At 40.4% G+C, this 13,495-nt stretch carries 13 protein-coding genes and 1 pseudogene; 4 read left to right on the top strand and 10 right to left on the bottom strand.

Annotated elements, in window-relative coordinates:
- Positions 1 to 26 precede the first annotated feature (26 nt).
- Together purU and R5R67_RS00660 are read right to left on the bottom strand one after the other, a co-directional pair.
- Entirely contained in the window at positions 27 to 890 is an 864-nt protein-coding gene (gene purU, locus R5R67_RS00655) for a formyltetrahydrofolate deformylase (RefSeq protein WP_001057506.1), read from the bottom strand.
- Between the two features lie 74 nt (positions 891 to 964).
- Positions 965 to 1,657 (bottom strand): TetR/AcrR family transcriptional regulator, encoded by a 693-nt coding sequence (locus R5R67_RS00660; RefSeq protein WP_000056618.1) that lies wholly within the window; start codon positions 1,655 to 1,657, stop codon positions 965 to 967.
- A 112-nt stretch (positions 1,658 to 1,769) separates the two neighbouring features.
- Between R5R67_RS00660 and R5R67_RS00665 the strand changes: the two genes are divergently transcribed.
- The 4 genes from R5R67_RS00665 to R5R67_RS00680 all read left to right on the top strand — a co-directional run bounded on the left by R5R67_RS00665 (position 1,770) and on the right by R5R67_RS00680 (position 5,648).
- A complete protein-coding gene (locus R5R67_RS00665) occupies positions 1,770 to 3,218 on the top strand; it encodes a coniferyl aldehyde dehydrogenase (protein ID WP_001088259.1) in 1,449 nt (482 codons plus the stop codon).
- A gap of 167 nt (positions 3,219 to 3,385) precedes the next feature.
- Complete coding sequence (gene rpmB / locus R5R67_RS00670; RefSeq protein WP_000048256.1) at positions 3,386 to 3,622, top strand: 50S ribosomal protein L28; 237 nt, start codon at positions 3,386 to 3,388, stop codon at positions 3,620 to 3,622.
- Positions 3,623 to 3,634: 12 nt separating this feature from the next.
- Entirely contained in the window at positions 3,635 to 3,790 is a 156-nt protein-coding gene (rpmG, locus tag R5R67_RS00675) for a 50S ribosomal protein L33 (RefSeq protein WP_001205031.1), read from the top strand.
- Positions 3,791 to 3,938: 148 nt separating this feature from the next.
- Positions 3,939 to 5,648: a cation:proton antiporter gene (locus R5R67_RS00680; RefSeq protein WP_001119808.1), complete on the top strand. Its 1,710-nt coding sequence runs from the start codon at positions 3,939 to 3,941 to the stop codon at positions 5,646 to 5,648.
- Between the two features lie 36 nt (positions 5,649 to 5,684).
- On the opposite strand, the gene R5R67_RS00685 is transcribed toward R5R67_RS00680, so the two are convergent.
- The 8 genes and pseudogenes from R5R67_RS00685 to topA all read right to left on the bottom strand — a co-directional run bounded on the left by R5R67_RS00685 (position 5,685) and on the right by topA (position 13,472).
- Positions 5,685 to 5,963, bottom strand: a complete 279-nt coding sequence (locus R5R67_RS00685; RefSeq protein WP_000027403.1) for a hypothetical protein — start codon at positions 5,961 to 5,963, stop codon at positions 5,685 to 5,687.
- A gap of 112 nt (positions 5,964 to 6,075) precedes the next feature.
- Positions 6,076 to 6,579 (bottom strand): DUF6586 family protein, encoded by a 504-nt coding sequence (locus R5R67_RS00690; RefSeq protein ID WP_002027464.1) that lies wholly within the window; start codon positions 6,577 to 6,579, stop codon positions 6,076 to 6,078.
- A 122-nt stretch (positions 6,580 to 6,701) separates the two neighbouring features.
- Positions 6,702 to 6,863 (bottom strand): annotated as a pseudogene (locus R5R67_RS00695) (ASCH domain-containing protein); the annotation flags it as partial.
- Between the two features lie 7 nt (positions 6,864 to 6,870).
- The gene (locus tag R5R67_RS00700; protein WP_000699342.1) at positions 6,871 to 7,110 is read right to left on the bottom strand and encodes an RNA recognition motif domain-containing protein; all 240 of its coding nucleotides are present in this window, start codon (positions 7,108 to 7,110) and stop codon (positions 6,871 to 6,873) included.
- A 73-nt stretch (positions 7,111 to 7,183) separates the two neighbouring features.
- The gene (locus tag R5R67_RS00705) at positions 7,184 to 9,163 is read right to left on the bottom strand and encodes an ATP-dependent helicase (protein ID WP_000050351.1); all 1,980 of its coding nucleotides are present in this window, start codon (positions 9,161 to 9,163) and stop codon (positions 7,184 to 7,186) included.
- A gap of 116 nt (positions 9,164 to 9,279) precedes the next feature.
- Positions 9,280 to 9,852, bottom strand: coding sequence for an HdeD family acid-resistance protein (locus R5R67_RS00710; RefSeq protein ID WP_000859452.1), 573 nt, complete (start codon positions 9,850 to 9,852; stop codon positions 9,280 to 9,282).
- 137 nt (positions 9,853 to 9,989) lie between these two features.
- The gene (locus R5R67_RS00715; protein ID WP_000265766.1) at positions 9,990 to 10,748 is read right to left on the bottom strand and encodes a hypothetical protein; all 759 of its coding nucleotides are present in this window, start codon (positions 10,746 to 10,748) and stop codon (positions 9,990 to 9,992) included.
- Positions 10,749 to 10,835: 87 nt separating this feature from the next.
- Positions 10,836 to 13,472, bottom strand: coding sequence for a type I DNA topoisomerase (gene topA / locus R5R67_RS00720; protein WP_000024261.1), 2,637 nt, complete (start codon positions 13,470 to 13,472; stop codon positions 10,836 to 10,838).
- Positions 13,473 to 13,495: the final 23 nt, after the last annotated feature.

The raw sequence follows: 13,495 nt of genomic DNA on the forward strand, positions 1-13,495 counted from the left end.
GCATGCTTTTAAAGGAATATAAGTTGTTAGAAAACAACAGTCTTATTGCCATCTACAATAATTCGGTCTTCTAAATGCCATTTAACAGCACGAGCTAATACATTACGTTCAACATCTTCGCCAAGCTCACGCAACTGCTCAACATTATAATCATGGCTCACACGTTCAACGTCTTGCTCAATAATTGGGCCTTGGTCTAGGTCAGCAGTCACATAGTGAGCTGTTGCACCAATCAACTTTACACCTTTTTCATATGCTTGCTTGTATGGGTTTGCGCCCACAAAAGCAGGTAAGAATGAGTGGTGAATATTGATAATTTTCATTTCCCATTTAGAAACGAAATCTTCGCTTAAAATCTGCATGTAACGCGCAAGAACTAACAAGTCATTGCCTTGCATCATTTCATGAATTTGAGCATAAGCTTCTGCTTTATTGTCTTTGGTTACTTTAATGACTGTAAATGGAATACCAAAGTTTTCAACCGCTTCACGTAAATCTTCGTGGTTAGAAATTACGTGGGTAATTTCACACGGTAAAGAACCACGTGCATGACGCCACAATAGCTCAAGCAAAGCATGGTCAACTTTAGAAACTAAAATACCAACCTTTTTAATATCATTAACAAAAGCAAGACGCCATTGCATGCCATAACGTTCCGCTACATTTGCTGCGAAAGTCTGAATTAAAGCATCTTTACGAGACTGTAAATGATCAAGTTCAAATTCAACACGCATGAAATAACGTCCGCCTTGAGCTTCCGTCGCATACTGATCAAGCGCGGTAATGTTTGCACCCTGATGGTACAAAAAGCTCGATACAGCCTGTACGATCCCAGGCTTGTCTTCACAAGTAATCAGTAAACGGGCTGTATTGGCAGTGGTCATATTCATTTGGTTAATATCACTTAATTGAGACAAAATTTTGATAAGCCGAGTATTCTAGCGCTCTAAATAAACAAGCACAACTATTCATCTTTTAGGGACGATAAGCTGGCAAAAAGATCAGAAGGTCCAAGTGACTCCAATAATTGCTCATAAGTCGCGCGACTTTCCCCCATTAAATAAGGGCCTTCTAAAAAAACCATTTGACGTAAAGCTTGCCAAACCCATTTTTCTTCAAGGTGGTTATTGTCACTAATGTGTCCGGACATATATAGAAAGTTGGTCCAGTTGGTTAAGACAATCCAGAGGTTAATAATGAGCGCTTCAATTTCCGATGGCGTCATTTTCATAAGCCCGGCATCAACAAAGGCCTGATAAATTCTTTGCCCTTGCTGCATGACCTGCCCTGCGAATCGAGGATAGATCTTTTTAAAGTCTTCGTTACTTTCAACTAAATGATAAACATCGCGGTGGATAAAACGATAGTTCCATAGCTGACCACTGAGTACCTGAAAATAATTAATTTTGTCATTGGTCGTTAATGGTCTGTCCTCAGGTAAAGAGAGCATTTCTAAAGTCTCGACCTGGTATTGGTGCATTAATTCCTTAATGATTTCATGCTTGTTTCGAAAGTGATAATACAAGTTTCCAGGACTAATCCCCAACTCTGCAGCAATATGATTGGTAGTGACAGACCGTTCGCCACGCTCATTAAAAAGCTGCAAACTGATTTGTAAAATCCGGTCTTTTGTCTTCAGAGCTTTAGGTAGAGACATTTTAATAACCTTCGTTAATTCATATGGTTAAGACTTGCACACAGAAACCAACTTGACTATTTAGAGTATTTACTCTAAAAAATAAGTATATCAGTATATTTGGTAAGTACCGATGAACAGTCAAACAAAAACAAATCCAGAGACTCAGGTTACTTATGATGTTAAGCATTTACATGATTTGCTTGAGCAGCAAAAGATTGCCTACTTACGTCATCCGGTACCCACTGCTAAAGAGCGTATTGATCGTTTAGCTCGTCTTAAAAGAGTCTTGGTAAAATATCAAGATCAGATTGCCGAAGCAATTAACCTTGATTATGGCAATCGTGCCATTATGGAAACCAAAATTGGTGAGTTACTTACCTGTCTTGAACAAATCAAGTATTACAGTAAGAACCTGACCGGATGGATGAAACCATCAAAACGCCATATCAGTGTATTACATCAGCCAGCAAAAGGTTGGGTACAATATCAACCAATGGGTGTTATTGGCATTATTACACCTTGGAACTATCCATTACTACTTTCCGTTGGCCCACTCATCTGTGCTTTGGCAGCCGGTAATCATGCCATGATCAAAATTTCGAGTGCTTCTCCAAATTTTGGACAAGTTCTTGAAAATGCACTTTCTGAAGCTTTTCCACAAGAATTGGTTGCTGTGGTTAATGGCGGTGGTGTGATCTCTGATGCGTTTAGTCACCTGCCTTTTGACAAAATGATTTTCACAGGCTCGACTTCTGTCGGTAAAACAGTCATGGCGGCTGCAGCTCAAAATCTGGTTCCGGTTATTCTTGAGTTGGGTGGTAAATCCCCCGCTTTGGTACATGCTTCCGTAGACATGAAAGATGTCGCACAGCGTATTGCTGTGGGTAAATTATGGAATGCAGGCCAAACTTGCGTTGCGCCAGACCATATTTTCTTGCCGCGTGGTAAAACTGCCGAGTTCATTGAAAACTTTAAATTGATTGTGGCTGGAATGTATCCTCATTTCCGTAACAATCAAGACTACACATCTATTATTAATGATAAGCAGTACAACCGTATTCAGGGCTATCTAGAAAATGCCCGTGATCAGGGTGCTCGTATTATTGAAATTAATCCTCAAAATGAAATTTTAGATGATGTCCGCAAAATTGCACCGACTCTGGTTACTGGTGTAACGACTGCAATGGATATTATGCAAAATGAAATTTTTGGTCCTGTTCTACCAATTTTAGAATATGACCAAATCGAAGAAGTCATCGAATTTATTAATAGTCGACCACGTCCTTTGGCGATGTATTATTTTGACTATGATCAAGCACGCGCCGATTATATCTCTCAGCATACTCATTCAGGGCATTTCGGAATTAACATGGTGATTACCCATGTAGCACAAGATGATTTACCTTTTGGCGGTATTGGTGCATCAGGTATGGGTAAATATCACGGACCGGAGGGCTTTTTTGGGCTTTCACATGAACGTTCGGTCATGTCAAATCCAAAACTTTATAGCTTGAAATATATTCTTCCGCCGTTCAATAAACCGATTCATCGCTTCATTTCGAAAACCTTGTTGCGTTAACTGATCAAGGCATGATCTGTTATACTAGATCATGCCTCGTTTTTACCAATTTCGCTTGTCTTTTAATCGTATTTTTGGTATAAAACGCCCCTTGAATGAATTCATCCGTTTACATTTAGTATGACTGGCCACAGATTTGCTGTTGGCTAAATCAATGGAGTTACACCATGTCTAAGGTTTGCCAAGTTACCGGCAAGCGTCCAGTCGTTGGTAACAACGTCTCACACGCCAACAACAAAACCAAGCGCCGGTTCGAGCCGAACCTGCACCACCACCGTTTCTGGTTAGAAAGCGAAAAACGTTTTGTACGTCTTCGTTTAACCACTAAAGGTATGCGTATTATTGACAAATTGGGTATCGAAAAGGTTGTTGCAGACCTTCGTGCTCAAGGTCAAAAGATCTAAGGAGTCTGAGCAATGCGTGATAAGATTCGCCTCGTTTCTTCAGCTGGTACAGGTTACTTCTATACCACGACTAAAAACAAACGTACTATGCCGGAAAAAATGGAAATCAAAAAATTTGATCCAAAAATCCGTCAACACGTGATTTTCAAAGAAGCTAAAATCAAATAATTTTAGCCTCGAAAAAAAACGACTTCTTTATGAAGTCGTTTTTTTTTGCATTTTTTTTATACCTGCCTTTTTGTTAAACTTTCCACATATTCCGCCTTGGCATTTTTTATGCTTGTCTTTAGCCTAACTCACGTAAAAGGAGTTTTTAGTGCCGCATGACGTAGATTTAATTATTTTACTTGCTGTTGGTTTTGGCGTTGCCCTGTTTTTTGGCTATATTGCCGCCCGACTACGACTTCCCCCTCTTATTGGCTATCTCATTGCCGGAATTATTATTAGTCCTAATACTCCTGGTGTTGAAGCAGATATTCATCTTGCAAACCAACTTGCTGAACTCGGTGTAATGTTCCTCATGTTTGGCGTTGGTATGCATTTTTCCTTAAATGATCTTTTACTTGTTCGCCGCATTGCCTTGCCAGGTGCAATCTTACAAATTGCTGTTGCAACTTTACTGGGTATTGGCGTTTCAATGTTATGGGGCTGGAGCTTTGGCTCCGCACTCGTTTTTGGCTTAAGCCTGTCATGTGCGAGTACAGTTGTATTATTAAAAGCTTTGGGAGACCGTGGTCTTCTAGATTCTGTAAACGGCAAAATTGCTGTGGGCTGGCTGTTAGTTGAAGATTTAGTCATGGTACTTGTTTTAGTACTTCTTCCAGCTACAGCTGTTTTACTCGGCGGAAAAGCTCCAGCAGGCGCAGAAGGTAACATCTGGCTAACTCTTGGAATCACCCTATTAAAGGTTATTGGCTTTATTGCCTTTATGCTGATTGTCGGTAAGCGCGTTGTACCTATTATTATGCAGTTTGTTGCTCGCTTAGGTTCAAGAGAGCTTTTTACACTTACTGTAGTCGCTGCGGCTGTATCGATTGCCTATGGTTCTTATGCCATCTTTGGAGTTTCAATGGCATTAGGGGCATTTTTTGCCGGAATGGTCGTTAAAGAATCAGATTTTAGCCATCGCGCAGAAGAAGAAACGCTACCACTACGTGAAATTTTCTCGATTTTATTTTTCGTTTCAGTAGGGATGTTGTTTGATCCACATATTCTTATTGAACGTCCACTACATATCTTGGCTGTTATCGCGATTATTATGGTGGGTAAAACTCTTGCTGCAATGGCTTTAGTTTTATTCTTCCGCTATCCAATCAATACGGCTTTAACAGTCGGGGCCAGCCTTGCTCAAATTGGTGAGTTTTCATTTATTTTAGCTACCCTTGGTGTCTCTTTAGGTCTATTAACTTTAGAAGCTCAAAACCTGATTTTAGCAGGCGCTTTATTCTCAATTACACTGAACTCTTTCATCTTCTCGGCAATTGAGCCGGTACAACGTTGGATTCGTGAACGCTCTCATTTAGCACGACTTCTTGAACGTAGTGGCGACCCATTAGCCATGCTGCCAGATGAAGTCGATCAATCTTATCTACGCGATCAAGTGGTGATTGTAGGGTATGGTGGCGTTGGACGACGTATTACTGAAAATTTAATTAATCAAAATATTAAAGTCGTAATTGCAGAAGAGAATCGTGAAATCGTAGAAAAACTACGTCAGGCAAATATTGCGGCTGTAAGTGGTGTAGCAACCGAACCTGGCGTTTTAATTCAAGCACATATCATGCACGCACGACTCTTAGTAATTTCGCCTATGGATATCTTAGATATTCACCGAATTGTAGATATTGCGAAGCAATTGAATCCTCAAATTCAGGTTTTAATTTGTGCAGAAAGTAAAGAAGAAGCCGCAGTGATTAGAGACGAACACATTGGTGAAGTATTCTATGCGAAAGAAGAAATGGCTAAGAATATGAGCCATCATATTTTAAATCAAATCGAACTTGCGCATCAGTCCACACATCATTAATGCATACAAAAAAGCGTACTCAAGAGTACGCTTTTTTTAACTTAAGAATTTAGGCTGCTCATCCACAACTTCAGCCTGCCATTCATTGACCTGCTTTTCTAACAGCCCAAACAAAGCAGCTTGAATCATATGTTGTGCAACTATAGGCGTCTGTTCACCTAATATTGCTTTTAGTTCATCACTAAACTGAATTTTAACCAAGGGCTCTTTTTCAGAACCAGCATTACGCAAGGCGAGCTCACCACCTTCTAGTTGGACCAATTCCAACACTGCTTCTTGATTTCCAAATAACTCTTTCAATTGCTGTATAGACATATACTTCCTCCATGTTTCAACATGGTGGCAAAGCACCCTTGCACTTTGCATCTCTCGTCTTATTTATATAGGCGCACTGGGATTAAATTTCAAGCGCTCAGATAGTTTAATTTTAGAACTCGACCATTTCGTTACGAAAACCATCAATTAAATGACTTAACTCTCTATGCCATTCACGCAAAATTTTCACATCAGGTAACCATGATTGTGGTCCCTGAGTCACTTTAATGATCAAATTAGAAGAAGTTTCTTCTTCCGGTGTCGGTTCAGTTGGTTCCGGTGCATATTGGCACATACGGTAAGCACGTTTTAATTCTGCAACGAAGCCATCTTTTGCCAATTGCTGCAAAACAGAAACTTCCGGAGAAACTTGTCCTTTTGCCGCCATATGCTCTTCAATAGATTTTAATGTCGGTTGCAAGTCATTTAAACGGTAATAACGTACCAATTCTTGCAAAAATGCCAACATCGCACCATGCAAATGAAATACAGCTGCTTCACGATACGCTTGTACCTGCTGTACATGATCAGTTTGCTCTGCTTGTTGACACGCTAGGCGTGCAAAATAGAGTTTTTGATTGGTACGATCGGCATGATAACGAGCAACACGTGACATAACTAAACTTTCCTGTTCTAAAATTGCCATCTATATGGCTATTCTTAGCTTAACGACTCCATTGATAAAATCAACGTTATTTATGGTAAATCCAGAGAGACTTGATAAATTTTACGTTATCCCTCATCACCATCATTTATTAAAAAATTTTGGTTCTCAACAATGAATAGATCTTTAAGAGGCAGCTGTGCAGGGACCCATGAACGAACTTCAAGTGTTTTTATTCCCTGAGCTATACGGGTTCCATTTGGAGCAACCACAGAAAGAGCTAAAAATTGTTGCATAAAAGCCTTACTCTTCAGCTGCCTTAACCCGAATACCGTAACCTTTTACTTTAAGTGTATTTAGACCTTTGATTGCTTTAATGGCTTCACGCGGATTCGGCATTTCGACAAAGCCAAAGCCCTTTGATTTACCCGTATCTTTATCGGTTACAACGACACAAGACTCAACTTTACCATAAGCTTTAAACAGCTCTAAAACTTCAGCTTCAGTCACTGAACGATCTAAATTACGAACTAATATTTTCATTTTCCAACCTTCATTGACCATCAAAAGAAAGGCCAATATACATTTGAGTATTCACAGTGTCTTATACAGTAATTTAGTCAAGATCGATACCAAAACCTAAGTTTACTGTTCGTGAAGTTTTCCATTGCTTTTTGGCAAATGGCTGTGGCACCTGACGATGAATTTTGGCCTGAACCAGATGAGCAGGTAAATCATTTAGAAAATAGCTTTCGATTTTGCGGCCTTGTTCGTCATACGTGTCTTGTGACCATGTATTGAGATTTTGCTTCGTCAAAATCAATTCATTTTCCGCACGTGTTAATGCAACATACAATACTCTGCGCTCTTCTTCGACTTCATCAAAATCGCCCTGTGCACGCGCATAGGGATATTGGTTTGGTGAGACATGTGGCACATAACACACTTTCTGTTCTGCACCTTTAGCGGAGTGAATTGTAATTAAGGTCACTAAATCATCATCACCCGCTTTTTCAATTTCAGAAATTGAAATTGGTTCAAGCACATATTCTTCAAGAAATTCACCAAGAGATGCATGTTTACGCGCAAGTTGTTTAACCAAGTCAAAATCCCTAACTCGACGTGACCAGTCTTTAGTTTTATAGTTTTGCTCTAACTGTTCACTTAATGCATCAAGTGCTAGACCAATGCTTGCCTCAACATGCTGCTGTAGCACATCAAGCTGTTTCAAAATCAAAATGGCCTGTAAAGGAACTTTTCCATGACGCTCCAAACGCTGACAACGCTCTTCGACCTCACAAATGCTCATTAACTCTTGCGCTAGCTTGCTGGCACCCACATCTCCAATACCATCCCATAAGGTTAAAAAGCGCATCCAAGCCAAGTCATCCTGCGGGTTACTCACAATACGCAATAAACTGAGCACATCCTTTACATGCGCTGATTCAAGTAACTTTACGCCACCAATAAAACGATACGGAATTTCAGCGGCAATAAATGCACCTTCTAAATAGCGTGCGCTGTAACCAGAGCGGACTAACACCATATGGTCGTACCAATTTGCGCCCTGTTGGTGTCGCTCTATTAAGTCTTGTGCAATCCAGTTGGCTTCTTCAAATTCATTACCAAACAAATGGAGTTGTGGCTTTTGTCCTTTGCCACGATGTGCCTGTAACTGTTTTTGGTAATCGATTGGACTGTGAGCGAGTAACCAATTTGATAAATCTAATATTTCTTGAGTCGAGCGATAATTCAGATCTAAAGTATGAATAACAGCATCAGGAATACGTTCTTTAAAAGAATGAATGTTTTCAAAATCGGCCCCACGGAAACCGTAAATTGACTGGGCATCATCTCCCACACAAAATAATTTCACCTTACCAATCAGTGGCTGCAAAAGTGCCCACTGTAAAGGGTTGGTATCTTGCATCTCATCAACCAACAAAGCTTGGCAGAAACCAGCAACCCAGTTCGTCAGTGCTTCCGAGTTTTGTAAATGAACAGCGACGATCGACAAAATGTCATCATAGTCTAAAAAATTACGCTCTCTTTTACGCTGTTCATAGGTTTTCATTAACTCAGCAATTTGTGATTTATATTCATATGCTTCAGGTAATTGCTTGAGTAACGCTTCAGAAAGCTTCGATTGCGTATTTCGGGCATAAGAATATAAATCACACAGCTCTGCCGCTTTAGGCAAAACATTATCTTTGTCTTTGCCTCTCAATAAGCGAAACATGAGTAACTGATCATCACGATCAATAATACTAAATTGGGTTAAACCAAACGCTTGCGGATTACGACGCAATAAATACATGCAAAAGGTGTGGAAAGTGGATGCACGAAGACCTTTGGCTTGTGCCCCAACATGCTGTTCAACCCTTGCCACAATTTCACTCGCAGCTCGGCGGGTGAACGTTAAAATCTGAATTTGATTTGCAGGCAAACCTTGATCAATTAAATAAGCTGCGCGAGCAACAATAGTTTTCGTCTTGCCACAACCCGCTCCAGCCAAAACCAAACAGTTTTGAGCCATAGTCGTCGCTGCTTTTTTTTGCTGAGCATTTAATTCATTAATTAACTTTGCAAGACTCATAACACATATCGCTAAAACACCAAGGCTTAGTTTAACAGACCCATGCCATGAGATGGACCTTCGCTCACTAAAAACAAAAAAGAGCACCCTAAGTGCTCTTTTGTTCGTTATTTATATTAAGAAACCGTTTTTGAACTAGAAGGTAAATGCTTAATCGCAGAAGCGAGCCCTAAAAAGTTAATGCCCTGAAATAAAATATCTACTGCTAAAAACATTCCCAACACCCAAAACGGAGAATCTTTAGAAACTAAAATTAAAATACCTGTAGCGAGGGTTAATAATCCTGAAAATAAGGTCCAGCCCCACCCTGCAATTGGTCTTAGTAAAAATGCATTTATAGTGCGGATTACACCCGCAATAATCAGAGCAATTGATAATAAGCTTGTTAAAACCACAGCCGTAGTAACAGGCGTAGAAAATGCATAATAGCCTGCCATTAAATACAGCACGCCAAAAAGTGCCCACAGCCATCGGCTACCGCCTTTAAATACACTTAAGGCAGCAATTAAATGCAGCACACCGCCCACCATCATTAAAATACCAAACAGAAAAACAACCGAAAATGTGGCAAATGGCAGTGAGCTAAATAACACCAAACCGAAAATAATGAGCACAAAGCCTAATATTAGATACCATTTACGATCAGCATGTAGCTGATTACGAACCAAATCATTACCTACAGTTTTCATGACGGCGACTCTTATTATCAGGTATTAGGAAGTTTATATAATGTCATTATAGTGATGCACTTCACATTTATTGTCTGTATAAGATGTGCATCGTTTATTAACAATTGATGTGGATAAAACAGTATTTATCCACAATTTTATTTCAGCCACCCCACTTCTTGAGCTGTTGGTAAACCTATGACGGTTTCTTGTAAATCACTTGGCATTTTGCTGGTCTGCTCAGATAATGGTGTTCGACCACCCATGATTTCTGCTCGCTTTTGTGGATAAAGGGGTACTTTTTCAGGTTGTGCATATCCTAATGGATATATGGGCTGACCTGTTTTTAAATCATATTTATCTTTTGCCCCAAAGCCATGTAATAGCTCATGAACGATTACAACCTGATTTTGTGATGCTTGCCCACGTGTAGCAAACAAATTAACACTACCAATACGGCCCTTTTCTAAAGCAGTCGAATGCACCAAAACTTTTTGATAATTGGGATCGTAATAATTTAAATAAAGTTTGAGCGATGCTCCATTATCTTCAGGCTGTTGTTGTCGCCATGCATAAAAACGAAACTTTAAACTCCACCAAACCACATGAAAAATACCGGCATTTTGTGGCACCTCAGGTGGACGCTGCTGTAACTGTTGCCCTAAGCGTATTTCAAAGTTTGCTGATTGCCCCCGATAATGTTGCGACCATTCACTTAAATAGCTTTTAAGCGCCTGGAAATCAGTGTTTTGTAACTGATGAATATAAGCTTGTGTGGTTTGTAAGCCATCTGCATTTATTGGGTGTAATACCACCACAATAGGCTGATTCCAGTCTTGGTTTTGGTCACGCCACGCTTGAACTGCAACGATTAATAAAACAATTAATAGACATAAAATCCGAATGTTTTTCCACATTCTTTTTCCCCATAAAAATTAAAATTTTCTTTTATTGTTGTAGATGTAAAAAATGCTAGCTGAGCTAGCATTTTTTATCTGTCTTATTTAGCCTTCAATCCATTTACCGTCTTGATAAATTAGGCTCCATTTGGTTTGTTTACCTTCTGGTGTTTCAGAGCCCACATATTGTGATTGGTTCTTACGACTAAACTTCACAATGGTTGGGTTACCTTCAGGGTCTACATCTGGAGCTTGTAAAATAAACTGGTATTTTGGATCAAGTTGATCAGCTACGCTACGAAGCTCAGCAACTTTTGGTGCACGTGTTTCACGAATTTTCGGGAACTTACTTGCAGCCAAGAACAGACCAGCCGCGCCATCACGTAACACAAAATAATCATCATGTTTGGTTGAACGCAAGTGTTCCATCTTGATTGGTTCTACACGTGGTGGTGCAGGTTGACCATTTTTCAAGACCTTACGAGTATTGTCACAGCTTGTACAAGCGAAATATGGGCCGAAGCGACCAGTCTTAAGCTGCATTTCACCATCACATTTATCACAAGGAATGGTTGGGCCATCATAACCTTTGATCTTGAACTCGCCTTCTTCAAGCTCATAGCCATCGCAATCCGGGTTGTTACCACAAACATGTAACTTACGACCACCATCAATGACGTAGCTGTCCATTGCTGTACCACATTTTGGACAACGATGTTTTGACATCAAGTCTGCTGTTTCAGCACTGTCATCATCAGATAATGCTGCTAGAGACTCAACTGGCGTTAAGTTCAAGGTTCCTTTACAGCGTTCTTTAGGCGGCAAGTTATAACCAGAACACCCTAAGAATACACCTGTTGTTCCCGTACGAATCTGCATTGGACGTGAACATTCAGGGCAATGTACTGCTGGTACTTCAACTGGCTGGTTACGACGCATTCCCTGCTCACCTTGAGCATTGGTCAAACGCTTTTTAAAATCACCATAGAATGTGTCTAGCAATTCCTTCCAGTTACGCTCACCCGTTGCTACACGGTCCAACTGACCTTCAAGGTCTGCTGTAAATGCATAGTTCATCAGGTTATTAAAACTTTCATCAAGACGATCTGTTACGATCTCACCCATTTTCTCGGCAAAGAGACGGCGATTTTCTAACTTAACGTAACCACGTTCTTGAATCGTAGAAATAATGGCAGCATAAGTCGACGGACGACCAATACCACGTTTTTCAAGTTCTTTTACTAAAGATGCTTCAGTAAAACGAGCTGGTGGTTTAGTAAAATGCTGACTTGGATCTAGCTTTTCTAGCTTTAAAATTTCACCCACTTTAATTGCAGGTAAAATGATATCATCATCAGATTTGTTGGCACCACGAACTTTAGTAAAGCCATCAAATACAAGCGTACGGCCTTTTGCCTTTAACTCAACATTGCCAGCTTCAACTGTTAAAGTTGAAGATAAATATTCTGCTGGAGTCATTTGGCAAGCTACGAATTGACGCCAAATTAAATCATACAAACGCTGAGCATCACGCTCTACACCAGCAAGTTGATCACCAGTCAGCGCAACATTTGATGGACGAATAGCTTCGTGGGCTTCTTGAGCACCTGCTTTATTACCATAGCGATTTGGCTTAGCTGGTAAATATTTTTCGCCATATTGGCTTTCAATATGCGCACGTACCATACTTACAGCATCATCACTCAAAAACGTTGAGTCAGTACGCATATAAGTAATGAAACCAGCTTCATACAAGCGCTGCGCCAACATCATGGTTTTCTTTACAGAGAAACCTAAACGTGTACTTGCAGCCTGTTGCAAAGTCGATGTGATGTATGGGGCGCTTGGATTCACCTTAGTTGGTTTATCTTCACGCTGGGCAACTTTATATTCAGCACCTTTTAATACATCTAACAGGGCATCTGTTTCAGCTTTATTTTTTAATTTAAGCGTTTTACCCGCCTGTTTAACAGCCTCAAGACGAATATCATCTTTTTTAGCTTTAGTGTCTGCAAAGACTTGCCAATATTCTTCTGGAATAAAAGCACGAATTTCACGTTCACGTTCAACAACAAGCTTTACCGCTACAGACTGTACACGACCTGCCGATAAACCACGGGCAATCTTTTCCCACAGTAATGGCGAAACCATGAAGCCCACTACACGGTCCAAGAAACGACGTGCTTGTTGTGCATTAACACGGTTTAAGTCGAGACGTGTTGGCTGTTTAAATGCTTCTTGAATGGCATTTTTAGTAATTTCGTTAAATACCACACGATGATAACGGCTATCGTCACCACCAATCACTTCGCGTAAGTGCCAAGCGATTGCTTCCCCTTCTCTATCCAAGTCCGTTGCGAGATAGATTGCATCTGCATCTTTAGCAAGTTTCTTGAGTTCAGCAACAACATTTTCTTTGCCAGGCAGAACTTCGTAATGCGCTTGCCATCCATGTTCCGGATCGACGCCCATACGATTGATTAAAGCCTGATTCGCTTTTTGTTCTTTTTCAGCCTCAGTGAGTTTGGTCCGGGCAGCCGGCTTTTTCTCTGTTGCTTTACTGCCGCCTGTTGGCAAGTCACGTACGTGACCTACAGAAGACTTAACAATGTACTGCGAACCTAAATATTTGTTGATGGTTTTCGCTTTGGCAGGCGACTCCACAATCACTAAGGCACGTTTATGTGCAGCAGAGGCAGAAGATGCTGTGCTTTGAGATGCAGAGCGCGAGGTATTCGCCATATAAAATGTTATTCCTATACCAA

This window comes from Acinetobacter sp. OYA S30 (genome assembly GCF_033599315.1).
GTDB classification, from domain to species: Bacteria; Pseudomonadota; Gammaproteobacteria; order Pseudomonadales; family Moraxellaceae; genus Acinetobacter; species Acinetobacter baumannii.